The organism is Bradyrhizobium sp. MOS002, assembly GCF_003020115.1.
Lineage (GTDB): Bacteria > Pseudomonadota > Alphaproteobacteria > Rhizobiales > Xanthobacteraceae > Bradyrhizobium.
Genome location: NZ_PYFX01000005.1, coordinates 52502 through 73819, shown reverse-complemented (window position 1 = coordinate 73819; position 21318 = coordinate 52502). Strand labels below are relative to the sequence as shown.

General features: G+C 64.3%; 25 protein-coding genes. 16 read left to right on the top strand and 9 right to left on the bottom strand.

The genetic code is table 11. The features are described from left to right. Positions 1-177: 177 nt before the first annotated feature. Positions 178-444: a 30S ribosomal protein S20 gene (gene rpsT, locus C7G41_RS17560; protein ID WP_007598259.1), complete on the bottom strand. Its 267-nt coding sequence runs from the start codon at positions 442-444 to the stop codon at positions 178-180. A 404-nt stretch (positions 445-848) separates the two neighbouring features. Between rpsT and C7G41_RS17555 the strand changes: the two genes are divergently transcribed. From C7G41_RS17555 to C7G41_RS17545, 3 genes are all read left to right on the top strand, one after another. Next, positions 849-1166 carry a hypothetical protein gene (locus C7G41_RS17555; RefSeq protein ID WP_007616084.1) on the top strand — a complete coding sequence of 106 codons (318 nt, stop codon included), beginning with the start codon at positions 849-851 and terminating at the stop codon, positions 1164-1166. 173 nt (positions 1167-1339) lie between these two features. Further along, complete coding sequence (msrA, locus tag C7G41_RS17550; RefSeq protein ID WP_106943763.1) at positions 1340-1996, top strand: peptide-methionine (S)-S-oxide reductase MsrA; 657 nt, start codon at positions 1340-1342, stop codon at positions 1994-1996. A gap of 375 nt (positions 1997-2371) precedes the next feature. Further along, on the top strand, positions 2372-3112 hold the full coding sequence (locus C7G41_RS17545; protein WP_106943762.1) for a polysaccharide biosynthesis/export family protein: 741 nt from the start codon (positions 2372-2374) through the stop codon (positions 3110-3112). A 104-nt stretch (positions 3113-3216) separates the two neighbouring features. Here C7G41_RS17545 and C7G41_RS17540 read toward each other — a convergent pair whose 3' ends face one another. The 4 genes from C7G41_RS17540 to C7G41_RS17525 form a co-directional block, all read right to left on the bottom strand. After that, positions 3217-3699: a hypothetical protein gene (locus C7G41_RS17540; RefSeq protein WP_106943761.1), complete on the bottom strand. Its 483-nt coding sequence runs from the start codon at positions 3697-3699 to the stop codon at positions 3217-3219. A gap of 136 nt (positions 3700-3835) precedes the next feature. Further along, complete coding sequence (locus C7G41_RS17535) at positions 3836-4507, bottom strand: dienelactone hydrolase family protein (RefSeq protein WP_106943760.1); 672 nt, start codon at positions 4505-4507, stop codon at positions 3836-3838. A gap of 158 nt (positions 4508-4665) precedes the next feature. Continuing rightward, entirely contained in the window at positions 4666-5007 is a 342-nt protein-coding gene (locus C7G41_RS17530) for a hypothetical protein (protein ID WP_106943759.1), read from the bottom strand. Positions 5008-5027: 20 nt separating this feature from the next. Continuing rightward, positions 5028-5792, bottom strand: a complete 765-nt coding sequence (locus C7G41_RS17525; protein ID WP_106943758.1) for an alpha/beta fold hydrolase — start codon at positions 5790-5792, stop codon at positions 5028-5030. Positions 5793-6151: 359 nt separating this feature from the next. Here C7G41_RS17525 and C7G41_RS17520 point away from each other — a divergent pair, with 359 nt between their 5' ends. The 3 genes from C7G41_RS17520 (at position 6152) to C7G41_RS17510 (ending at position 10436) form a co-directional block, all read left to right on the top strand. Beyond that, positions 6152-6643, top strand: a complete 492-nt coding sequence (locus C7G41_RS17520) for a (2Fe-2S)-binding protein (protein ID WP_007616069.1) — start codon at positions 6152-6154, stop codon at positions 6641-6643. After that, positions 6640-8922 (top strand): molybdopterin cofactor-binding domain-containing protein, encoded by a 2283-nt coding sequence (locus tag C7G41_RS17515; protein WP_106943756.1) that lies wholly within the window; start codon positions 6640-6642, stop codon positions 8920-8922. Before C7G41_RS17520 ends, C7G41_RS17515 begins: the two co-directional genes overlap by 4 nt. A 419-nt stretch (positions 8923-9341) precedes the next feature. Then, complete coding sequence (locus tag C7G41_RS17510; protein ID WP_106943755.1) at positions 9342-10436, top strand: HD-GYP domain-containing protein; 1095 nt, start codon at positions 9342-9344, stop codon at positions 10434-10436. A gap of 148 nt (positions 10437-10584) precedes the next feature. Here C7G41_RS17510 and C7G41_RS17505 read toward each other — a convergent pair whose 3' ends face one another. Both C7G41_RS17505 and C7G41_RS17500 read right to left on the bottom strand, forming a co-directional pair. Beyond that, the gene (locus C7G41_RS17505; RefSeq protein ID WP_106943754.1) at positions 10585-12165 is read right to left on the bottom strand and encodes an ATP-dependent acyl-CoA ligase; all 1581 of its coding nucleotides are present in this window, start codon (positions 12163-12165) and stop codon (positions 10585-10587) included. Between the two features lie 180 nt (positions 12166-12345). Further along, positions 12346-12765 (bottom strand): VOC family protein, encoded by a 420-nt coding sequence (locus C7G41_RS17500; protein ID WP_106943753.1) that lies wholly within the window; start codon positions 12763-12765, stop codon positions 12346-12348. Between the two features lie 125 nt (positions 12766-12890). Between C7G41_RS17500 and C7G41_RS17495 the strand changes: the two genes are divergently transcribed. Together C7G41_RS17495 and C7G41_RS17490 are read left to right on the top strand one after the other, a co-directional pair. Next, positions 12891-13865, top strand: coding sequence for a tripartite tricarboxylate transporter substrate binding protein (locus C7G41_RS17495; RefSeq protein WP_106943752.1), 975 nt, complete (start codon positions 12891-12893; stop codon positions 13863-13865). Positions 13866-14056: 191 nt separating this feature from the next. Next, positions 14057-14335: a DUF3551 domain-containing protein gene (locus tag C7G41_RS17490; RefSeq protein ID WP_106943751.1), complete on the top strand. Its 279-nt coding sequence runs from the start codon at positions 14057-14059 to the stop codon at positions 14333-14335. A gap of 78 nt (positions 14336-14413) precedes the next feature. On the opposite strand, the gene C7G41_RS17485 is transcribed toward C7G41_RS17490, so the two are convergent. Further along, positions 14414-15658: a S1C family serine protease gene (locus C7G41_RS17485; protein ID WP_106943750.1), complete on the bottom strand. Its 1245-nt coding sequence runs from the start codon at positions 15656-15658 to the stop codon at positions 14414-14416. Positions 15659-15860: 202 nt separating this feature from the next. Here C7G41_RS17485 and C7G41_RS17480 point away from each other — a divergent pair, with 202 nt between their 5' ends. The 5 genes from C7G41_RS17480 (at position 15861) to C7G41_RS17460 (ending at position 18825) form a co-directional block, all read left to right on the top strand. Continuing rightward, on the top strand, positions 15861-16478 hold the full coding sequence (locus C7G41_RS17480; protein ID WP_106943749.1) for a hypothetical protein: 618 nt from the start codon (positions 15861-15863) through the stop codon (positions 16476-16478). Further along, entirely contained in the window at positions 16465-16839 is a 375-nt protein-coding gene (locus C7G41_RS17475; RefSeq protein ID WP_199198451.1) for a transcriptional regulator, read from the top strand. Before C7G41_RS17480 ends, C7G41_RS17475 begins: the two co-directional genes overlap by 14 nt. Before the next feature lie 31 nt (positions 16840-16870). Next, positions 16871-17611 carry a di-trans,poly-cis-decaprenylcistransferase gene (locus C7G41_RS17470; RefSeq protein WP_106943747.1) on the top strand — a complete coding sequence of 247 codons (741 nt, stop codon included), beginning with the start codon at positions 16871-16873 and terminating at the stop codon, positions 17609-17611. 121 nt (positions 17612-17732) lie between these two features. After that, positions 17733-18281 (top strand): GNAT family N-acetyltransferase, encoded by a 549-nt coding sequence (locus C7G41_RS17465; RefSeq protein ID WP_199198450.1) that lies wholly within the window; start codon positions 17733-17735, stop codon positions 18279-18281. A gap of 58 nt (positions 18282-18339) precedes the next feature. Further along, positions 18340-18825 carry a Crp/Fnr family transcriptional regulator gene (locus tag C7G41_RS17460; RefSeq protein WP_106943745.1) on the top strand — a complete coding sequence of 162 codons (486 nt, stop codon included), beginning with the start codon at positions 18340-18342 and terminating at the stop codon, positions 18823-18825. Here C7G41_RS17460 and C7G41_RS17455 read toward each other — a convergent pair. Continuing rightward, positions 18764-19591, bottom strand: a complete 828-nt coding sequence (locus C7G41_RS17455) for a metallophosphoesterase (protein ID WP_106943744.1) — start codon at positions 19589-19591, stop codon at positions 18764-18766. The two genes, C7G41_RS17460 and C7G41_RS17455, sit on opposite strands and share 62 nt — an antisense overlap. A gap of 203 nt (positions 19592-19794) precedes the next feature. On the opposite strand from C7G41_RS17455, the gene C7G41_RS17450 reads away from it, so the two are divergent. From C7G41_RS17450 to C7G41_RS17440, 3 genes are all read left to right on the top strand, one after another. After that, on the top strand, positions 19795-20484 hold the full coding sequence (locus tag C7G41_RS17450) for a DNA-3-methyladenine glycosylase I (protein ID WP_199198449.1): 690 nt from the start codon (positions 19795-19797) through the stop codon (positions 20482-20484). Between the two features lie 24 nt (positions 20485-20508). Continuing rightward, positions 20509-20802 carry a DUF1330 domain-containing protein gene (locus tag C7G41_RS17445; protein ID WP_106943743.1) on the top strand — a complete coding sequence of 98 codons (294 nt, stop codon included), beginning with the start codon at positions 20509-20511 and terminating at the stop codon, positions 20800-20802. A gap of 204 nt (positions 20803-21006) precedes the next feature. Further along, positions 21007-21300: a hypothetical protein gene (locus C7G41_RS17440; RefSeq protein ID WP_007598221.1), complete on the top strand. Its 294-nt coding sequence runs from the start codon at positions 21007-21009 to the stop codon at positions 21298-21300. Positions 21301-21318: the final 18 nt, after the last annotated feature.

The following is a 21318-nucleotide window of genomic DNA, read 5'->3' as shown; positions in this document are numbered from 1 at the left end:
GTGCGCACGAAGGAAATCTTCCAGTCGAAGATCGCGCCTTGGGTGACTGCTTGCGTGAATATGACAGGCAACAAAAAAGCCCGGCGTGATGCCGGGCTGTTTGACGCATGCGATGTGCGACCGGATCGTCCGATCGAACGAATGCCGCTAGATCGCTCGCGAGCTTACTTGGCCAGCTTACTTGGCGAGCTTGGCGATCTGCGCGGTGAGCCGCGAGACTTTGCGGCTGGCATTGTTCTTGTGAATGATGTTTCGCTGCGCGGCGCGCATCAAGGCGGGCTCGGCATTCGCCAGAGCCGTCACGGCTGCGGCGCGGTCGCCGGTCTTGATCGCTTCTTCGACGTTACGCACGGCACCGCGCATCTGGGTGCGGCGCGACTTGTTGACGGCGGTGCGGCGGGCGATTTTGCGCGTCGCTTTCTTGGCGGAAGTGGTATTGGCCATGGTCTCAATGTCCTTTGCGGGTACCGGTCGCGTCTTGGTCGGGTAGCGCCGGCTTGCTTGACCGCGTAATCGACGCTCGGAATTAGGGTGTTCGGTTGCTAGGCTGTTCCCGGAACATGAGCGACAGCCTTGCGGGCGTCTCTGAGGCCCTAGGAGCCTCTAAAGCCCAAGGAGCCTGCAACTGCTCAAAGAACAGCGGCGGCAGGATTGCGCCCGCCGCCAGTTGGCGCCCTTATAGAGAGGGTCTTTGGCACCGTCAACGCTTTCCCGGGCTGGACAAGCAGCCCCATGGGGCGGGGATGCGTGCCGTAACGCCCTGAAGAGGTTGAATTTCTGCCGTCTCCCTTGTATTGGCTGGCGGCGTTCCGAGGGTCGTCCGATCGGACGACTATAGAGGGTGAGGCATGATCCGCGGCTTTTTCCGACTGATTGGGCTGTTGCTGCTCGCCGGCGGGTTCATCTTCATGGTCTACGATGGCGCCCGCTGGGTGGCCGACCAGACCCTGCGGTTCACCCGCTTCGGCCAGTTCTGGAACGACATCAATCAGGCCAGCCAGACGGCATTCCGGACCTGGGTCGAGGCCAAGGCGCCCTGGCTCTGGACCTCTGTGATCCGCCTGGTGCTGGATCAGCCGGTTTTCGCCGTCCTCGGCATTCTCGGCATCCTCCTGATGATCCTGTTCCGCCCGCGCAAGCCGCTGATCGGCTATTCCCGGGATTGAGCTTTCGATTCGCGACTGGGCCGGCGCGCGGGCGGCGTAACAGGGCTGCCCCTTTGCGCGTAAAGACCTATATTCCCAACTGATCACGAGCACGCCGCCTGAGCGCTTGGCTCATCGCCTTGGCTCAATAGCTTGTCCTTGGCGACGGGCAGCTCGTTCTTGGAGATCCGTCCATGCTGTTCATGCGCAAGACCACCGCATTGCCGAGCGCCACGGAAGCGCTGCCGGGCCGTGCGCAAGCCATTCCGACCGCGACCACCCATTTCGTCAACGGCGCGAAGTTGCAGCCGCCTTATCCCGCCGGTCTCGAGCAGGCGGTGTTCGGGCTCGGCTGCTTCTGGGGTGCCGAACGCAAGTTCTGGGAGCTCGGCGACGGCGTTTACGCCACCGCTGTCGGCTATGCCGGCGGCCACACGCCGAACCCGACCTATGAAGAGACCTGCTCGGGCCGCACCGGTCACACCGAGGTGGTGCTGGTCGTGTTCGATCCGAACAAGGTCTCGTACGAGAAGCTGTTGAAGACGTTCTGGGAGAGCCACAACCCGACGCAGGGCATGCGTCAGGGCAACGACGTCGGCACGCAATATCGAAGCGCGATCTACACCTATTCAGACGCGCAGAAGAAAGCGGCCGATCAATCGAAGGCGCTCTATCAGAAGGCGCTTGCTGCAAAAGGTCTCGGCACCATCACCACCGAGATCGCACCCGCCGGCGAATTCTACTTTGCCGAGGACTATCATCAGCAATATCTGGCCAAGAATCCCGCCGGCTATTGCGGCCTGGGCGGCACCGGCGTGTCCTGCCCGATCGGCGTCGGTGTGAGCGCGTAAGCCAGCCGCGAAGGTGCTGCACCTCTCCCGCTTGCGGGAGAGGTCGACGCATTTGAGAGCAGTTTCCTGCGGCCGATCCTTCGAGGCGCCCGCTTTAGGCGGGCTCCTCAGGATGAGGACGGCGTCTGCGGCAACAGTGCCAGCAGGCACCAATGCCGATTAGCCTCATCCTGAGGAGACCGCGGAGCGGTCGTCTCGAAGGACGAGGCGCTTGTTCACCTTGGCCCAAAAGGCCATATGCGCTAGCCGCGCCCGCAAGCGGGAGAGGGAGCGCATTGCGCCGTAACCGCAGCGGCGCGCCACCCGCCCCCTCAACGCTTTATTAACCATAACCGGTGCATCACTGGATCTGTCTCGTTTCGAGGGATAGGTCTGGTGCCGGTTGCACGCGCGTTTCGATGGTCGATCTCGGCAGCATCCTTGGCAGCGTCCGCCGCGCTTGCCCTTGGCGGTTGCATGCAGACCGCCGGCCCTGTCGCGGTGATGCAGCCGCGTGCTGATCTCGACTCCATGGCCTATGGCCAGCCCTATTACGCGCCACAGCCGGTCGCCGACGGTGGCGGCGCCATCGGGGCGCTGCGCAATTCCTTTGTCTCTTCGCCTGCGCCCATGCCGGTCGGTTATGCCGCACCGATGGCGGCGCCGGTCCGCTACGATTCCTCCTACCATCTCGACGCCGGCGACAGGCTGCGCGTCGTGGTCTATGGCCAGGAAGGTCTCACCAACAGCTATGCGATCGACGCCGGTGGTTCCATCACGATGCCGCTGATCGGCGGCGTGCCGGCACGGGGCCGCACTCCGGCGGGCCTTGCCGGCGAGATCGCTGCGCGCCTGCGCAACGGCTACATCCGCGAGCCCTCGGTCGCCGTCGAGATCGAGGCCTATCGCCCGTTCTTCATTCTCGGCGAAGTCTCCGCGCCCGGCCAGTATCCTTACGTGCCGAACATGACGGTCGAAAGCGCCGTCGCCATTGCCGGCGGCTTCTCGCCCCGCGCCAAGCGCGACGTGGTCACCGTCACGCACACCGAAGCCGGCGGCGCCATGCGCGCCGTGGTGCCCCTCGGCACGCCTCTGAGCCCTGGCGACACCGTGTTCGTCGGCGAACGCTGGTTCTAGAGCGTTTTCGAGCGAAGTGGATACCGGTTCGCGTGAAGAAAACGCGTCAAAAAAAGAATCTAGAGCTTCGGTTCTGATACAATCAGAACCGAAAAAGCTCTAGCTCACCTTCTGAAATCCAGCCGTCCGTTCGGAAAACACCCGTCAATGCGCGCGGCGTCGACTACGCGCCCGATCCATGGCCGCGTGATCGCGGGATTGGTCAGGTTGATGTACTTGCCAACGAGGCGGCCGGCGTCGTCGCGCAAAGCATCGATCAATCCGTGCCGGCGGCCATTGTCCCAGTCGAAGCGCAGATAGATCCGGTTCCCGGCGACGCGCACTTCCGCACGGCCCTGCTTCCATGTCTCCGGCGTATCGCCCGCAATGGTCGGATCGGCGCCGCCATTCCAGCGGCTCGCCCAGGCGCCTTCGAGTGGATCGGACGGCGCGGCGATGGAGCCCCAAGCCGCCGCGTTGACATCGGCCGCATCGCCGGCAGGCGCCGCCGTTGCGGCGTACTCCATGACGTCGCGATCGTCCGGCGCGGGCACGTCCATAGTGCCGAACGGATTGCGGATGACGATGTTCGTATTGGCCTGCTGCATGACGATCTCCCGGCGTGGGTTGGCCTGATCAGCCACCTCTACGGCCGGGCGACAGCATGCAGCCACCCGATTCCTGCTCTCCGCCCGCGTCATTCCGGAGCGTGAGCCCGGAATGACGGTTGAGAGATCAGCGGCGCTACTTCAAATGCCTGGCGAAAAATTCCATGCTGCGCGGCCAGGCGATGTCGGCGCTGGCCTTGTCGTAGCTCGCCCGCTCGTCGCAATGGAAGCCGTGCTGCGCGCCCGGATAGACGAAGACCTCCACGTCCGGCCGCTTGGTCTTGATGGTCTCGACGTCGGTCAGGGGAATGCCGGCATCCTTCTCGCCAAAATGCAGCTGCGTCGGCACTTTGGGTGTTTCGTCGGCAAAGCGCACGACGGCGCCGCCGTAATAGCCGATCGCGGCCTTCAGGCCCGACAGTCGCGTCGCAGCGACGAAGGCGACGCTGCCGCCCAGGCAAAAACCGATGATGCCGACCGGGCCGACGCTCTTCACCGCATCGATCGCCGCCTGCGTGTCGCGCAGCATCGCGCTCCAATCCGGACTGGCGACGAATTTGCGCGCTTCCGCGATCTCGTCAGGCGTGTAGCCGGATTGGAAGCCCGGCGAGGTCCGGTCGAAGATCGACGGCGCGATCGCGACATAGCCTTCTCCGGCCAGGCGATCGCAGACCGAGCGGATGTGATGGTTGACCCCGAAGATCTCCTGGATCACCACCACCGCACCCTTCGCCGTGCCCGCGGGGTCAGCGCGATAGGCACCGAGCTGGAAATTATCGGAGGCCGTCAGCTTGATGTCTTGTCCCACGCGGTTTGTCCTTCTCGTTGGTCGTAGTCGCGGATTCTAATCTCTCCCCTCATCCCGAGGAGCTTGCGTAGCAAGCGTCTCGAAGGATGCAGGCCGAGATGTGGCGGTGGGGGCCTGCATGGTTCGAGACGGCGCTTCGCGCCTCCTCACCATGAGGATCACTCCCACATCCAGTTCTCGCCGTAATCCTCCTTCCATCCCGCCAACCGGCCATGACGGAACTGGAGGAACAGGCGGTGACGGTTGGAGATCAGTCCGCTGCCGCCGATGTTGCGAAGCGCGAGATAGATCTCGTTGCCGGGACGTCCGCGCACATATTGCAGCGGTTGCCCCAGCGCCCGCGCGGTCTGCCCGGCATCCATGCCGAAGGCGAGCGGCGTGTTGTTCGACAAGGTCGCGACGAAGGGCAGGCGGGGCGGTGTCCCGCCGAATTGCTCGGCCTGCGCAGAAGCCAACATCGACAGCACCACCGCGCCCGCAGCCAACATCGCTCGCTTCATTGCCAGTGTTCCTGTCCGACCTATTCCGGCAAGTTCTTCAGGAAAGGCAGGACCGCGTCAACAAAAGCCTGCGGCTGGTCGATATTGACGGCGTGTCCGGCGGCGGGGATCACGATTTTTTGTGCGCCGGGAATTTTCGCGGCCATGTAGTCCGACGCGGCGAGGAACGGCGTGTCGTCGGCGCCGACCACGATCAGGCTGGGCACCTTGATCTCCGGCAGCAGCTCGATCACCTTCGCATCGCGCTGGGTCAGCATGCCGCGTGCGGCGAGCGCCAATCCCCTGGCATTGCGATGGCTCGCGGTGGCGCGCTCGCGCGTCGCCGCCTTCAGCATGTCGAGCCCTTCGCGATCGAGCTTGTCGGCGGTGGCGAGCGCTCGCGCGTTCCAGGCCTCGCGTGCGTCGTCCTTCTTGAAGCCCGGACCGGTGTCGATGATCAGCAGCGCGCGGACGCGCTTCGGATGCGCGCGAGCGAAGGCGAGCGACATGTAGCCGCCGAGCGACAGTCCGCCGATGATGGCCCGCTCGGCACCGACCGCATCGAGGATCGCCGCCATGTCGCCGACCGTGAGCGCTTCGCTGTAGGCGGCGGGATCGTCGGGATAGTCGGACTGGCCGTGACCGCGCATGTCCCACAAGATCAGCTTGTGATCCCTGGCCAGCGCCTCGACCTGCCCATGCCACATCGCCGAGGTCGATGAGTAGCCGTGGGTAAGCAGCAGCGGCGGACCTTCGCCATGAATCTCGTAGTAGATTCCGACGCCGTCCCGATTGATCCCAGGCATTGCTCCCGTCCTTTGTTTTATCTCACCGCGACAACGGTGCACCCTCTCCCGCAAGGGGAGAAGGGACGCCCAACGCGGGCTCGCACTCTAGCCCGCCAAGTTACCTGGAAGAAACCGCCGTGACGCGATGGCCTGCATGCTTGGCGTGCACTCTGTTGCGTCCAGTCGCTGCACCATCGCCGTTCTCGCAACGCACAAGATGCGCGTGCCTCGTTTGTTTCGATCGATTCCAAATTGCATTTGCCTCCGCGCCTGAACACGATCATTCTTGCGATCAAGGCTGGCGCCGGCCCGGTGGGCGTCCGCCAATACAAGTTGCCGCCGTAAGCGGCTTCATGCACCGGCAGGGGAAGACGCCTATGCCAACTCTCACCATCAACGGGCGGAGTCTGTCCGTGGATGCGGCGAACGACACGCCGCTCCTCTGGGCGATCCGCGAGCAATTGCAGATGACCGGCACCAAGTTCGGCTGCGGTGCCGGCCTGTGCGGGGCCTGCACCGTGCACGTCAACGGCGAAGCCGTGCGTTCGTGCCAGACCATGGTCGGCGATGTCGCCGGCAAGAAGATCACCACCATCGAAGGCCTCGCCGCCAAGGGCGACCATCCCTTGCAGAAGGCATGGATCGCCGAGCAGGTGCCGCAATGCGGCTACTGCCAGTCCGGGCAGATCATGCAGGCGGCGTCGCTGCTGGCGAAGAATCCCAACCCGACCAAGGAAGAGGTCGTGGCGCATATGGACGGCAATCTCTGCCGTTGCATGACCTATTCGCGGATCCAGAAGGCAATCATGCGCGCCGCAACCGAGATGCGCACCGCATCCGCCTCCGGCAACGAACGGAGGCCCACATGAATAAGCACATCAAGAGCGTCACAGCCGAAACGACCGATCTGAGCCGCCGCTCCTTCCTGGTCGGCACCGCAGCAGCCGGCCTCGTGCTCGGCTATGCCGGCGTGCCCGGCATCGGCGAGGCCCTTGCGGCGCCCTCCAACTTCGAGCCTAGCGTCTGGTACGCGATCGCGCCCGATGGTCTCGTCACCGTCACCTGCGGCAAGGCCGACATGGGCCAGCACATCGCCTCCACCATGGCGCAGATCGTGGCCGAAGAGCTAGGCGCGAAGTGGAGCGACATGCGCGTGCAGCTTGCCTCCAACGATCCGAAGTTCAACGATCCCGTGCTCGGCGCGCAGATCACCGGCGGCAGCTGGTCGACCATGATGAACTTCGACGCCATGAGCCGCGCGGGTGCCGCCGGACGGATGGCGTTGACGGAAGGCGCGGCCGCCGCGATGGGCGTGCCGGCGTCGGAACTGGTGGTGCGCGATTCCATGATCTCGCATCCGAAGTCGAAGAAGCAGATGTCGTTCGCCGATGTCGTCAAGAGCGGCAAGGCGACCAAGACCTTCACGCCGGACGAGCTCAAGGCGATCAAGCTGAAGACGCCGGATCAATACACCATGATCGGCGTGTCGGTGCCGCAGCTCGACATCCCCTCCAAGACCAACGGCACGGCCAAATACGGCATCGACGTGATGATTCCGGGCATGGCTTATGGCGCGGTGGTCACGCCACCGGTGCGCTTCGGCGCTACGGTGAAATCGGTCGACGACAGCGCCGCCAAGAAGGTGCCGGGCTTCATCAAGGCCGTCACCCTCGACGACAAGACCGGAACGACCTCGGGCTGGGTCGTCGCGGTCGCCGGCACCTATGCCAACGCCAAGAAGGCGGCGCAGGCGCTCAAGATCGCCTATGACGGCGGTCCGAACGCGAAGGTGTCGAGCGAGTCGCTGTATGCCGAGGCCAAGCGGTTGCAGGCTCTCGACGATTCCGGGCAGTTCTTCGTCAAGGACGGCGATCCCGTGGCGGCATTCGGCACGGCGGCCAAGGTGCTGGAGGCGGAGTACACCACCAGCATCAACATCCACGCACCGATGGAGCCGATGAACGCCACTGCGGAGTTCAAGGGCGAGATCCTGCACATCTATTCCGGCAACCAGTTCGCAACGCGCTCCGGCGCGATCGCAGCGGGTGCGGCCGGGATCGATCCGAAGTTCGTCGTCATGCATCAGATGTGGCTCGGCGGCGGCTTTGGCCGCAGGCTCGATGCCGACATGATGATTCCGGCGGTGCAGGCGGCGAAGGCCGTCGGCAAGCCGGTGAAGGTGATCTACACGCGCGAGAACGACATGACGATGGACTTCTCGCGTCCGCTCACCTTGCAGAAAGTGAAGGCCGGCGTGGACGGCGACGGCAAGCTCGTCGCGCTCAGCCACGACGTCGTCTCGGCCTGGCCGACCCAGCGCTGGGGAATTCCTGATTTCCTGACGCCCTCGGTCGACAAGAAAGGTCCGCTCGACTCCTTTACGGTGAACGGGGCCGACTTCTTCTACACCGTGCCCAATCACTATGTTCGCGCGATCAAGAACGAGATGGCGCACAACGCCACGCCGTCCGGTCAGCTCCGTTCGGTGGCGCCCGGCTGGACCTTCTGGGCGGTCGAAAGCATGATCGACGAGATCGCGGCTGCGACCGGCAAGGACCCGGCGCAGTTCCGCATCTCGCTGCTCGACGGCGCGGGCAAGAACGACGGCGGCGCGCAGCGGCTGCGCAACACGCTGCTCGCCGCGATGGGTCTCGCCGGATACGGCAGCAAGAAGCTGCCGAAGGGTGAGGGCATGGGGGTGGCCTGCGTCTCGTCGCAGGAACGCGCGACCGCGAGCTGGACGGCCTGCGTCGCCCATGTCGCCGTCGCACCCTCGGGCGAGGTGACCGTGAAGAAGCTCACGGTCGCCACCGACGTCGGCACGCAGGTGCATCCCGACAACATCCGCGCCCAGGTCGAGGGCGCGGCGCTGTGGGGCCTGTCGCTGGCGATGTACGAGAAGGCGACGCTCAAGGACGGTGGCATCGAACAGACAAATTTCGACAGCTACACGCCCCTGCGCATGAGCCAGGTGCCGGAGGTCGCGATCGCCGTGATCGCCAATGGCGAGAAGGCCACCGGTGTCGGCGAACCCGCGGTGACAGTGATCGCACCCGCGATCGGCAACGCCATCTTCAATGCCTCGGGCGCCCGCGTCCGGGCCCTGCCGATCACGGCCGAAGCCGTGAAGGGCGCGATGAAGGCGTAAGGCTGGTTGCGATTGTGACCTGACATGATCCGCCGGGGGGCAGCCCCCGGCGGATTTCTTGTGCGTGATACACCGCATCCGCATAGTCGCTGTCATGCTCCGCGAAAGCGGGGCATCCAGCACGCCGCGGCTCCTCGGTTCTAGCCGCGCCGTCTCGGAGTACTGGATCGCCCGGTCAAGCCGGGCGATGACGGCCGTGGGCGGGGACGGTCCATGCCCAAAATTTCCCTTTGTTATCAATGGTCGTTCTACTGTGCATGGGGTTGTTTTCGCTGTTTTTGATGAGAGGCTGCGGGAACCGAATTCCGTAAAATTGTCCCTGATTCCGCAGGGTTCCATTGAGCACGCCTCTTAAGGGCCGGAGAACCTGATCCGGCTTAGGCTTTTGCCCGAAACACGCCCGTGCTCTTGGGGAAGCCATGAACGCCTCAGCCAAACCCGCCGCCAAACGCCGGCTTCTGCTCGCCTCCGACCGGAGCGACGAGAGCACCGAACTCGCCAGCATCCTCAAGGCGGTCGGCGACGTCGCCACGGTGACGACCCAGGAGATTCCCGAGCAGCCCTCGCGCGATCTCTCCGGCCTCGTGGTCGACATCAATTTGCGCTCGCCGGAGAGTGTGCAGCGGGTGCGCAACAAGCTGCGCGGCGATGCCTATCGCGCGATGCCGCGTCTGTTCGTGCTTGCCGATGCCCTGCATCACGGCACCATGCAGGCCTGGGCGCTGGGCGCCACCGACACCATCTCGCGGCCGCTCCAGCCCGAGGACATCCTGCAGCGCATCCGCGCCGCGTTTCCCGACACCGCCAGCTATGACGCGACCGATCGCGGCAAGACGCTCAATCGCGGCGTCGAGGCCGCGCATGCGGTGCTGAAGAAGATGTTCGAGAAGCTGCCGCTCGGGGTGCCTCTGACCTTCGACGATGTCATCGCCGCCGAGAGCAAGATCCTGAAGGCGATCAAGCACTCCTCGCTGCGCGAGTGGCTCACCACGGTGGGCTGCCACCATGTCGGCAGCTATCGCCACTGCCTGTTCGTGACCGGATTTGCGGTCTCCTTCGCCCAGCACCTCGGCATGCGCGAGGACGACCAGCGCCGGCTGACCCGTGCCGCGCTGCTGCACGACGTCGGCAAGGCGTTCGTTCCCTCCGCGCTGCTCGACAAGCCCGGCAAGCTCACCGACGAGGAAATGGCCGAAATCCGCCAGCATCCGCGCCGCGGCTATGACGCGCTCGCAGCCCAGGGCGGCTTCCCGCCGGAGATGCTGGACGTCGTGCTGCATCACCACGAATTCCTCGACGGCTCTGGCTATCCCAACAATCTCTCGTCGAACCAGATCAGCGATATCGTGCGGGTCACGACCATCGTCGACATCTATGCGGCCCTCGTGGAGAAGCGCGCCTATCGCATGCCCTTCACCCACTCGCGCGCGTTTACGATGATGGAAGGCATGGGCGGCAAGCTGGACCAGCAGCTGTTGCAGGCGTTCCGCCCGGTGGCGCTGGGGTCGTTCTGAACTCGGTGTCGTCCTGGCGAAAGCCAGGACCCATTACCCCGAGCGCTCGTTTGGCGAAGACTGTAACAACGACCATCCAGCCTATTGCATAGATCACGCGGTATGGGTCCTGGCTTTCGCCAGGACGACGTTGTGGCAATCGCTCGTGCTACCCCACCATCTTCCTCAGCTCCGCCTTCGCCACCTTCTCCAGCGTCGAGCGCGGCATGTCGTCGACGAAACGGATCTCGCGCGGCACCTTGAAGTCGGCGAGGCCGGCGCGACAGGCGGCTATCACCGCCTCGTGCAGATCGGGCCGCGCACCGGCGACGCCACCCTGCGGGATGATGAAGACGACCGGCACCTCGTCGAGCATTGGATGCGTCTTCGCCACCACGGCGGCCTCGCGCACGCCGGGGACGAGTGCGACCACCTGCTCGATCTCGGACGCGGCGACGTTCTCGCCGCCGACCTTGAGCATGTCCTTGCTGCGGTCCCCGAAGCGAATATAGCCGTTCTCCAGCCGCACCACGCGGTCACCGGTGAGAAAGTAGCCGTGCTCGTCGAAGCTCTCGCGTGTCGCCTTCTCGTTGTGCAGATATTCGGCGAACAGCGACAGGCCGACAATGCCCTTGATCGAGAGATTTCCGGTGCCGCCGACCTCGGTCGGCCGCCCATCGTCGTCGGTGATGCGGATTTCATATTCCGGCGCGGCGCGGCCGATCGACATCGGGATGTTGGGCTGGTCGACCTCGCCGACGATGCCGTGGGTGATGGTCTCGGTCATGCCCCACCAGCCGATGATCTTGACGCCGAAGGCGGCGAAGGCCGGCGGCTCGTTGATCGCGGTTCCCCATAGACGGAATTTGTGATCGCGCGGGACTTCCTGCTCGAGCAGCGCCTTCATGCAGAACGGGATCGTCGAGGTCCAGGTCGAGCCGTGCTCGCGCGCGGCGGCCCAGAACCGGCTGGCGGAAAAGCGCGGCTGGATCACGCAGGTGGCACCGACCCATAGCGTCGCCAGCATCGAATAGGCCAGCGCGTTGGTGTGAAACAGCGGCAGATAGGTTTGGTGCACGTCGCTTGCGTGCAGGTCCTCGTGCGCGGCGTTGATCTTGGCGCCCCACAGCGCGTTGGCGTGGGTCCACAGCACCGCCTTGGGGCGCGATGTCGTGCCCGAGGTGTATTGCACGCTGCACGGCGCGAGCGGATCGATCGCGCGCCTGGGACGGTCGGCGCTGTCGGCGAACAACGATTCGAAACTCTCGCCGCGCGAGATCGCTTGCGCAGGCGCCGCGCCCGAATCGTGCGAGGTTACCGCCATCCAGCGGATGTTGCGGCAATTCTGGGCGACGATCTCGGCATAGGCCGGCTGCGTGATCGCGGCGACCGCCCCGCAATGATCGGCAAAATAGTCGAGCTCGGCCGGTGCCGAGCGCGTGTTGGTGGTCACCGCGATAGCGCCGAGTTCGACACAGGCAAACCAGGTCAGCAGCGCCTCGATGCAATTGTCGAGATGAATGAGCACATATTCGCCCGGCTTCACGCCGCGCTTTGCCAGTCCCGCCGCGAGCGCGCCGACCCGCTCGTGAAACTCGCCGTAGCTCCAGCGCCGCGCGGGCGCGTCGAACGGCGCCCAGATCAGGAACGGATGCGAGCTACGCACCTCAGCCCGCATCTTCAGCAGCCAGGGCACGTCGAGCCCGTCGAATGGACCCACGATTCCGGCGGCGGCTTGCGAATTCGGCATGTGTCCTCCCGTGCAGCCTGCATCTTGCTGGCGGGTGCGTTTTGTTTATTGCGTCTTCCTGCTCTTTCCGCCCTCATTGCGAGCGTAGCGAAGCAATCCAGAATCCCTCCGCTGGGACAGTCTGGATTGCTTCGTCGCAAGGGCTCCTTGCAATGACAGCGCGGGGCAGGCGGCTTGGCCTTACCGGCCGCCGTCCTCATACGACGAAATCTCGATCAGGCTGCCATCCGGATCCCTGCAATAGACCGAGCGCAGGGTGCCGCGGGCGCCCTGCTTGAGAACCGGGCCTTGTTCGATCGCGACGCCATGTGCCTTCAAATGCGCCACCACCTCCTCAGGGCTGGCGGAGGTGAGGAAGCACAGATCCTCGCTGCCGGCGGTCTGGTGGTCCGCGGTGAACCACTCCACCTTGTCGGCATCGCGCGGCCGGACGTTGATCTTCTGGTTACCGAATTGCAACGAAGTCCGCGGCGCTTTGCCGCCGCCGGGGTCGAACACCTTGACTTCCATGCCGAGAATCTTGCCGTACCACTCGGCGGTCACTGCGACGTCCGCGACGTTGATCACGAGATGATCGAGGGCTTCGACCTTGACCGACATGCCTTATCCTTTCGTCGTGATGCGCCCCGTGCACTTTCCGCCTGCGGCAAGCTTTGTTACAACCGCGCCGACGCCATTTTCAAGCTATCCGGCTTCAAGAACAACACGTTGGGAGAACCCTTGAGATGATCACTCGCCGTACCGCGCTGAGCCTGCTCGCCGCCAGTCCGCTTGCAGCCAGCCCGCTGTCGAAGGCCCTTGCCGCCGACTACCCGACCCACCCGGTGAAATGGGTGGTCGGTTATCCGCCGGGCGGGGCTACCGACATCCTGGCGCGGCTGATCGGCCAGCGGCTGTCGGAGAAGTTGGGCCAGCAATTCGTGATCGAGAACAAGCCGGGTGCCGGCAACAATATCGCCACCGAATCGGTCATCAACGCCGAACCCGACGGCTACACGCTGCAACTGGTCAATCCGGCCAACTTCATCAACGCCTCGCTCTACACCAACCTGAAGTTCAACTTCGTGCGCGACATTGCGCCGGTCGCCTCGTTCCAGCGCGTGCCGAACGTGATGACCGTCAACAAGGACGTGCCGGCCAAGACCGTCGCCGAATTCATCGAATACGTGAAGGCCAATCCGGGCAAGGTCAACATGGCCTCCTCGGGCAACGGCACCTCGGTGCATCTGTCCGGCGAGATGTTCATGGCGCTGACGGGCTGCAAGATGCAGCACGTGCCCTATCGCGGCGCCGCGCCCGCGATCACCGACATGCTCGGCGGCCAGGTGCAGGTGATCTTCGACAACATGCCTTCGATCATCCAGCACATTCGCTCCGGCTCGCTCCGCGCCATTGGCGTCACCACGGCGGAGCGCTCGCCGCAGCTGCCCGACGTGCCGGCGATCGGCGAGACCGTTAAGGGCTACGAGGCAAGCGCGCTGTTCGGCATGGGTGCGCCGAAGAACACGCCCAAGGAGATCATCGCCAAGCTCAACAGCGAGATCAACACGCTGATAAAGGAGCCGGACATGGCCAAGCGCCTGGTCGAGCTCGGCGGCGAGCCGCGGGCGCAGACGCCCGAGGCGTTCGGCGAGGAGATCAAGGCCGAGACCGAGAAATGGAAGAAGGTCGTCGAGTTCGCCGGCCTGAAGGTCGAGTAGCGATCTTGTGATGTCCGTGATTGGAGCCCTGCCCGTTCGGCGGGGCTTTTTTCTTGCGGGCCAAGGTTCCAAGGTTTCTGCGTGTCAAGCTTTCTTGCGTGTCCGCGCGCGTCGATCTGGAATAAAACGGCGTGGCGAAACCTGATGTTATATGGCGCGTATCTCGCGCCGTGAGGAGAGGAGTTGGGATCATGCGCAAGACGCAATTGGCACTGCTGGGCCTCGGCGCGACGGTCCTTGCCGGCTTCGCCGCGGTCACGCCCGCAGCGGCGCACGACTATCCCTGGTGTGCCCAGGGCGGCGGCTACGATTATCCAGGCGATTGCACCTACAGCACCTATGGACAATGTCAGGCCAGTGTGTCGGGCCGGCTCATGGCCTGCGGGGCCAACCCGCTCGTCGCCTACGGTCAATCATCCCTGCCACACCCGCGGCAGCCGCGGCGCACGCGTCCCGTCGCGCCGTATTAAGGAACTCGCGGTTTGACCTGGTAGCCCCGGGTCGCATTCGCGCCATCCGCGGCCGCGCAGGCGCCGCCTGCGTCGCCGCTACCGCTTCGCCTCAGCCTGCTCCGTGCCGTTGCACGAGATCAGCATCGTATACGGCCGCGCATTGCCGGCGATGTCGGTGGTCTTGATCTCGCCCCTCGGTTCCGCGGTCTGGTAGGGCACCACGGAGTTGTCGAGGAAATCGCGCAGTGCGCCGGTCTTGATCGCGAAGTTGATGTTTTCGGGGATGTTGCCGGTCGCAGCGGCGATGCGCAGTGCGGGGATCTTCGCGGTAACCACGCCCACGATCTGCCCGGTGGTGTCGAACAGCGGGCCGCCGCTATTGCCGGGCTGCACCGGCGCGCTGATTTGCAGGAAACGCGTGTCGTTGCGCAAGCCGCTGAGCGAACTCACGATCCCGGTCGTCACGGTGAAGTCCGAGGTCAGCAATCCATGAAAAGGAAAGCCGATCACGACGACGGAATCGCCGGACCGGATTGAGCGGTCGCGAATCCGCGCATAGTCCTTGAATGTCGCCGTCGACGGCGCCTGCAACAGAGCGAGGTCGTTGTTGGCATCGCTCGACACGACGCGCAGCACCATCGAGGCGTCGCCGGTGAGGTTGCCTTTGATGTCGCCGACGCAGCCGTCGATGACATGGTTGTTGGTGACGACGTGTCCGCTGGCGCTCACGACAAAGCCGGTGCCGCTCTTGGCTCTGGCAGGTTTGCTGCCGGCCGGTGGCGTCTGCTTGTCCGGCGCGGCCTGCGGCTTGGCGGCGATCTTGGTAAAATCGCCGGCCTTGTCGAGCCCATCGGCTTTCACCTTGGTGACGCAATTGGCCAATGCCGCAACCACGGGTCCGGCCGAGGTCAGGTCGAAATTCAGCACGGTGCGGCCGCTCGTCGCGACCATCAGGCTTGCCTTTTGAAACGTTCGCACCACGTTGGCAGGCATGACGGAGCTGAGCATGTTGGTCTGGTTGGCCGTGGCGAACAGTCTGGCTTGCTCCTGTCCGTCAAAGATGACGTCGATCGCGGCGTTCTCGCCCTGCTTGAAGCGGTAGCTGGGACTCGCAAAGCTCAAGATCCACGAGCCCCCACTATTCTGGCCGACGACGAGAATGACGCCGTTGGCATAAGGCGCTGTCGCGGCACAATGCGAGAAGGCTCCCGTTTCGTCATTGCTGAACGCGCCGCCAACCCAGTTGCCGATTTTGACGCTGCCGAATGGCCCGGCCGCGTGCGCAACGCTGCCAATGCTCAGCTGCAATAACGACGCAACGATGAATGACTTAAGCCACATGCTTTCCCCCCAGAGCGCGTTCGCGCGTATCTTATCTGCGGGAGAAGGCGTCGCGCAACCGGCAGTTGTCCGGCGAGGACCAGTGTCAAAAGGCGACGTTCGGGACTTGCCTTTACTTTGCGATCCGATATACTTTGCGGTACAAAGTAACGGGGCCGATATCCCCGGCAAGCATGGGCGGAACGAGGTTTTGGCGTTGCCAATGCGCGATCTCGACAAGGCACTGGCCGACATCGTGGCGATCCGCAGCCAGATTGCGGCAGGCACGGCATTCCGCGGCTACGGCCCGGCGACGATGGCCGCGACCGGTGCGGTCGCCCTTCTCACCGCGATCCTGGAATTCTGGTTGCTCGGTGATCCCACCGGGGAGCCGCTCGGTTTCTTCTTCGGCTGGTTCGTCGCCGCAGCGCTCTCCGGCCTGATCATCGGCATCGAGATGCGCGCACGTTCGCGCCGCCATCATTCGGGCCTCGCCGATGCCATGATCCACCAGGCCGTCGAGCAGTTCCTGCCCGCAGGCGTTGCCGGTGTGCTGCTTGCGGTGGTGATGTGGAAGTTCGCGGGCGAAACGCTGTGGCTGCTGCCAGGCCTGTGGCAGATCCTGGTGTCGCTCGGCATTTTCGCCTCCGTCCGCTCGCTGCCGCGCACCGTGGCGCTCGCCGGCGCCTGGTATTTCATGTCCGGCTTTGCGGTGGTGGTGCTCGCGAGCCAAACCCATACGCTGTCGCCATGGACCATGGGCCTGCCCTTCGTGATCGGACAGTCGGTGATGGCGGGCATTCTGTATTTCGCATCCGGAGACCATGATGTCGAAGATTGACAGTGCACCCTTCTCCTATGAAGGACTGGACCGCGTGATCCACGAGAAGGCGAGGCTCGGACTTCTGACCTCGCTGATGGCGCATCCGAAGGGTCTGGCGTTCGCCGATCTCAAGCAGCTCTGCGGCCTCACCGACGGCAATCTCAGCCGGCATCTCGCCGTGCTCCAGGAAGCCGGCCTCGTCGAGGTGACCAAGGGCTATGAAGGCAATCGTCCGCACACGACCTGCCGCCTGACCAAGGCCGGCCGCCGCCGCTTCCTCGACTATCTCGCCGTGCTCGAACGCCTGGTGCGCGACGCAGCCAAGGCCGCCGGCCGCGAGACGGCGCCGCTCGGCCGTCTCGGCATCGTCTCGACCTGATCCTTCCCCTTTTTTGACCGGAGACTTTGCAATGCAAAGTGACCTTACGTCCCGCAACGAGAAGCTTCACGTCGGCATCATCATGGACGGCAACGGCAGATGGGCGACCCGGCGCGGCCTGTCGCGCGTGCGCGGCCACGAGGCCGGCGTCGAGGCGATCCGCCGCATCGTCGAAGCCGCGCCCAAGCAGGGCATCGGCACGCTGACGCTCTACGCCTTCTCCACCGACAATTGGCGAAGGCCGAAGACCGAGGTCGCCGCGCTGATGACGCTTCTGCGCTTCTACCTCGCCAACGAGGTGCAGAGCCTGGTCAAGAACGGCGTGCGCCTCACCGTGATCGGCCGCCGCGACCGCCTGCCCGATGGCATCGCCAATGCGATCGCGCGCGCGGAAGAGGCCACCGCGCAAGGCGGCACGCTTCATTTGCGCATCGCCGTCGACTATTCCGCGCGCGATGCCATCCTCAACGCGGCGGCGAAGGCGGCGGCGCTGACGAGTCTCACCCGCGAGGCATTTTCGCAGCTCGTCACGGGCGAGGCTGGTTTGCGCGACGTCGACCTCATCATCCGCACCTCGGGTGAGAAGCGGCTGTCGGACTTCCTGCTCTGGGAAGGGGCCTATGCCGAGCTGCACTTCACCGAGCGGATGTGGCCCGAATTCGACGCGGGCGATCTCGCTGCGGCCCTGGTCTCCTTCCACGGCCGCGAGCGTCGCTTCGGCGGCCTCCAGGCGATCGTGCCGGAGGAGATGCCTTCACTCTCTCGTGTGTGACGCCCGGCACTGAGGAACGAGCTGTTCGTTTTCGGCCGCAAGATTGGCGGCACCGTCCAAGCGCTAAGCGCGCGGTCTCGGCTAGGTGTGCATTCGATGCAACCTGCCGAAAGCTTCGCGCATGTTACAATTATTGCCGGATGCCGTTGTCGAGTCAGCCGAAGCCAACGCCACGGTCCGTATCAGGCCCGCCAGCGCGCTTGATGTCGAGAGCCTCTCGATCTATTTCACGAGCCTGTCCACGACATCGCGCAACAAGCGCTTCATGGGTGCGCGGGCGGACTTTGCCGTGGTCGCGGCCGAATGCGTCGCCAAGACCAGCCATCCCGATCATTTCACCCTGCTCGCCGAGATCAGGCAGGAAGGGCAAGGCACGATCATCGGCGAAACCAGATACGCCTACGATGCGGCTGCACGGCATGGTGATTTCGCCATCTCCGTTGCCGATGGCTTTCAGCGCCAGGGCGTCGGCCTCCGGATGATGACGGCGATGGAGAGGCACGCGAGCGATCTCGGTCACGAGATGATTGCAGCCGAGACCGCGCGCGTGAACGCCGAGATGCGCGGCCTTGCGAAGAAGGCGGGGTTCGAGGACACCGGTCTCGGAGACTGGCAATCGGTCCATCTCGCGAAGCGTCTGTCGCGGGTGCGGGGCTTGCCACAAATTTGAGCAAGCGCGCGACGCCGATCGTGCCCTAGTATCTCCCTGCCACGGGAGCTTGGGTCGGATGCGCGCAGTTCTGGATTATTGCACCGGCGGGACTGAGCGGCAGGTTGCGGCCGGCACGCTTATCGTCGCCGAGGGCGGCACCACAGGCCATCTCTATGTGCTGATGCAGGGCAAGCTCGAAGTGCTCAAGGGCGAGATGGTGGTCGCCACCGTGACCGAGCCCGGCGCGGTGCTGGGCGAAATGTCGGTGCTGCTGGGGCAGCCGCACACTGCGACCGTACGAGCCTGCTCCGACTCCGTCGTCTACGAATTCGAGGATGCCGCCTCGTTCCTCAAGCAGGAGGCGGGCGTGGCGCTCCTGATCGCCAAGATGCTGGCGCAGCGGCTCAATGTCGCCAACACCTATCTCGCCGATCTCAAGCAGCAATATGCCGGCCACGGCACGCATCTGGCCATGGTCGGCGAGGTGCTCCAGAGCATGATCAACCTGCCGCCGCTCGAGGTCTCGCCAGGCTCGGATCGGCAATCCGATCCAAGAATGTGAGCCAGTCGGGCGGGGCCTCGATCGGAGCGGCGGGCCGCTGCAGCGGTGCGCCAAGATCGATCCATTGCGCCTCGCCGGCCGCAAGCCAGAACGCCCTGTCCGCATCGAGGTCCAGCACGATATACGTCGGCGGGCGGCCGGGCTGCAGGCCCGCGTTGAACACCCAGGTCTGGCCGAGCCGGTCGAACCACGAGCCATCTGTAATGAACGGCGATTGATGCACATGGCCCGAGATCACCATCGAGGGCTGGTACTGCATGATCCATTGCACCAGCTCGACGTCGCCGAAAAAACGCTTGCCGCCCCAGCTCGTCGGTGAATCCGCCGGCGGCGCATGATGGATCCAGATCCAGCGCTGCGGCCGGTCGGCCGCGGCGGCGCCGAGCTGTGCGACGAGACGTTGCTTGACCAGCGGCCCATCCCACCATGGGCACACCGTGAACAGGGTGTCGCCGACGGTGAGGCTATCGCCGTCGCAGGCAATGCCCAACTCGCGCACCTCGGAGATCCAGCGCGAGATCTTTTCGCCTTCTGCATTGCGCTCGTCGAGGTCGTGATTGCCGGAGCACAGGATCACGCGGGTCTTCGTGGCGAGCAGCGCGAGGTACTTCTTCACCACCACGATCTGCGCGCGAAAATCCACCATCGAGCCGATGTCGAGAGCGTCTCCGGCGAAGATCACGAGGTCGAATTGCGGAGCGGCGCTGACCAGCCAGTCGAGCTGAGGCAGCGAATAGTGCAGGTCGGCCACGACCAGGCAGCGCATTGGAAATCCACGAGTTCGATGTCAAAAATGTTGGGGATTGCAAAATATCTGAACGCAAGAAGCAGACCAGCCGCATCTCTCGCCAATTCAACGCGGGCAGTATGCTGCGGCGCATCCGCTGGCGCAAGCATCGAAGCGTCGCCGGGCTGGACCGGATCACCGAATTCTGGTGTCCTTGCGCACCCTCAACCGCTCGTGTCCGCATGACCTCCTTCAAGACCATTCGTGCTCGCGCCGAAAAACGCAAGGGCGGGCCCAAGGCGCTCGAAAAGCTGATGCCCGAAAAGCCCGACCTGAAAGGCCTCGCAAAACGCGGCGACGACCGCATCCTCGCGGAGATGACGAAACGTGTGTTTTGCGCCGGCTTTGCCTGGAGCGTGATCGAGACGAAATGGGACGGGTTTGAAAAGGCCTTCCTGCAATTCCAGCCGGCCAAGCTCACCTTCCAGCCGGAGGATTATTGGGAGGGCCTGCTGCGCGACGCGCGCATCGTGCGCAACGGTGCCAAGATCATGTCGGTGCGCGACAACGCGGCCTTCGTTCAGGCGATCGCAAGAGAGCACGGCAGCTTCGGCAGGTTTCTGGCGAAGTGGCCGTCGTCCGACCAGATCGGCCTGCTCGATCTTCTGAGCAAGCGTGGCAGCCGGTTGGGTGGCAACACCGGCCAGATGCTGCTGCGGTTCGTCGGCTGGGACGGTTTTGTGACGTCCAGGGACGTCGTCGCCTGCCTGCGCGATGCCGGTCTCGACATCGCCGAAGAGGTCAAGTCGAAGGGCGATCTGGCAAAGGTGCAGGCGCAGTTCAACGCCTGGGCCGAGGAGACCGGGCTGTCCTACACATATCTGTCACGCGTCTGTGCGCTATCCGTCGGCGAGAACAGAAGCGATCATTAGGTCACGAAAACCAGGAGAACAATCATGGCAAAAGCCTATTGGGTTGCCACTTATCGCGCGATCAAGAACCCCGACGCCATGGCGGCCTATGCCAAGGTGTCGCGCCAAGCCATCGAAGCGGCTGGGGGCCGCGTGATCGCGCGCGGGATGCCGGCTGCAACATTCGAGCTCGGCTTGATGGAACGCGTCGTGCTCATCGAGTTCGACAGCGTCGCGAGCGCCAAGGCGGCATATGAAAGTCCGGCCTACAAGGCCGCCCATGATCTGCTCGGCGACGGCGCCGATCGTGACATCCGGATCGTCGAAGCCGCCGAGTAGCGCTGCATCGGCCGGATCGTGGACATCGTGTGGCGATCCCGTGCCATGAGCGGGGCGGTCGCCACGCGCGATCACGAATTACATTTTTCCGGAACATTTGTGCGTAGCACCTGTTCGGGAGATTGGGCCAGGCGAACATCGGCGCAGGGAACGCCCGCTCTGGCTTACCTCAGTGAAACCGACGTGACAGAAACGGAGCAGCTCATGAAGCTCACATCCGAACAGGTGAAGCAGACCGTCAACCAGCTCGGCGCTCAGGTGCTGCCCGACGAGCATCCCGCCATGCCGCAGCTCAACAGCATGTTCGGCGAGCACACTTTCTTCGTCGATGAGACGGGACTGAAGGTCGTCGAGCCCACGGCGCCGCCCGGCACCGAGCGCCAGAGCGGCGAAGTCGTCAGCCTCGCCGATTGGGGCGATTCCGAGCTGACGCGCCTGATGGCGCACGAGCCCGAGCCGACCGGCGTGATCGTGGTGTTCGAGCACGTGAGGCATTGATACCCGAACAATATCCAG

What these genes read in the sequence shown, in the direction of transcription:
- rpsT (WP_007598259.1), bottom strand. Translation starts at nt 444, where the DNA reads ATGGCCAATACCACTTCCGCCAAGAAAGCGACGCGCAAAATCGCCCGC.
- C7G41_RS17555 (WP_007616084.1), top strand. Translation starts at nt 849, where the DNA reads ATGATCCGCGGCTTTTTCCGACTGATTGGGCTGTTGCTGCTCGCCGGC.
- msrA (WP_106943763.1), top strand. Translation starts at nt 1,340, where the DNA reads ATGCTGTTCATGCGCAAGACCACCGCATTGCCGAGCGCCACGGAAGCG.
- C7G41_RS17540 (WP_106943761.1), bottom strand. Translation starts at nt 3,699, where the DNA reads ATGCAGCAGGCCAATACGAACATCGTCATCCGCAATCCGTTCGGCACT.
- C7G41_RS17530 (WP_106943759.1), bottom strand. Translation starts at nt 5,007, where the DNA reads ATGAAGCGAGCGATGTTGGCTGCGGGCGCGGTGGTGCTGTCGATGTTG.
- C7G41_RS17525 (WP_106943758.1), bottom strand. Translation starts at nt 5,792, where the DNA reads ATGCCTGGGATCAATCGGGACGGCGTCGGAATCTACTACGAGATTCAT.
- C7G41_RS17520 (WP_007616069.1), top strand. Translation starts at nt 6,152, where the DNA reads ATGCCAACTCTCACCATCAACGGGCGGAGTCTGTCCGTGGATGCGGCG.
- C7G41_RS17515 (WP_106943756.1), top strand. Translation starts at nt 6,640, where the DNA reads ATGAATAAGCACATCAAGAGCGTCACAGCCGAAACGACCGATCTGAGC.
- C7G41_RS17510 (WP_106943755.1), top strand. Translation starts at nt 9,342, where the DNA reads ATGAACGCCTCAGCCAAACCCGCCGCCAAACGCCGGCTTCTGCTCGCC.
- C7G41_RS17505 (WP_106943754.1), bottom strand. Translation starts at nt 12,165, where the DNA reads ATGCCGAATTCGCAAGCCGCCGCCGGAATCGTGGGTCCATTCGACGGG.
- C7G41_RS17500 (WP_106943753.1), bottom strand. Translation starts at nt 12,765, where the DNA reads ATGTCGGTCAAGGTCGAAGCCCTCGATCATCTCGTGATCAACGTCGCG.
- C7G41_RS17495 (WP_106943752.1), top strand. Translation starts at nt 12,891, where the DNA reads ATGATCACTCGCCGTACCGCGCTGAGCCTGCTCGCCGCCAGTCCGCTT.
- C7G41_RS17490 (WP_106943751.1), top strand. Translation starts at nt 14,057, where the DNA reads ATGCGCAAGACGCAATTGGCACTGCTGGGCCTCGGCGCGACGGTCCTT.
- C7G41_RS17485 (WP_106943750.1), bottom strand. Translation starts at nt 15,658, where the DNA reads ATGTGGCTTAAGTCATTCATCGTTGCGTCGTTATTGCAGCTGAGCATT.
- C7G41_RS17480 (WP_106943749.1), top strand. Translation starts at nt 15,861, where the DNA reads ATGCGCGATCTCGACAAGGCACTGGCCGACATCGTGGCGATCCGCAGC.
- C7G41_RS17475 (WP_199198451.1), top strand. Translation starts at nt 16,465, where the DNA reads ATGTCGAAGATTGACAGTGCACCCTTCTCCTATGAAGGACTGGACCGC.
- C7G41_RS17470 (WP_106943747.1), top strand. Translation starts at nt 16,871, where the DNA reads ATGCAAAGTGACCTTACGTCCCGCAACGAGAAGCTTCACGTCGGCATC.
- C7G41_RS17465 (WP_199198450.1), top strand. Translation starts at nt 17,733, where the DNA reads ATGTTACAATTATTGCCGGATGCCGTTGTCGAGTCAGCCGAAGCCAAC.
- C7G41_RS17460 (WP_106943745.1), top strand. Translation starts at nt 18,340, where the DNA reads ATGCGCGCAGTTCTGGATTATTGCACCGGCGGGACTGAGCGGCAGGTT.
- C7G41_RS17455 (WP_106943744.1), bottom strand. Translation starts at nt 19,591, where the DNA reads ATGCGCTGCCTGGTCGTGGCCGACCTGCACTATTCGCTGCCTCAGCTC.
- C7G41_RS17450 (WP_199198449.1), top strand. Translation starts at nt 19,795, where the DNA reads ATGACCTCCTTCAAGACCATTCGTGCTCGCGCCGAAAAACGCAAGGGC.
- C7G41_RS17445 (WP_106943743.1), top strand. Translation starts at nt 20,509, where the DNA reads ATGGCAAAAGCCTATTGGGTTGCCACTTATCGCGCGATCAAGAACCCC.
- C7G41_RS17440 (WP_007598221.1), top strand. Translation starts at nt 21,007, where the DNA reads ATGAAGCTCACATCCGAACAGGTGAAGCAGACCGTCAACCAGCTCGGC.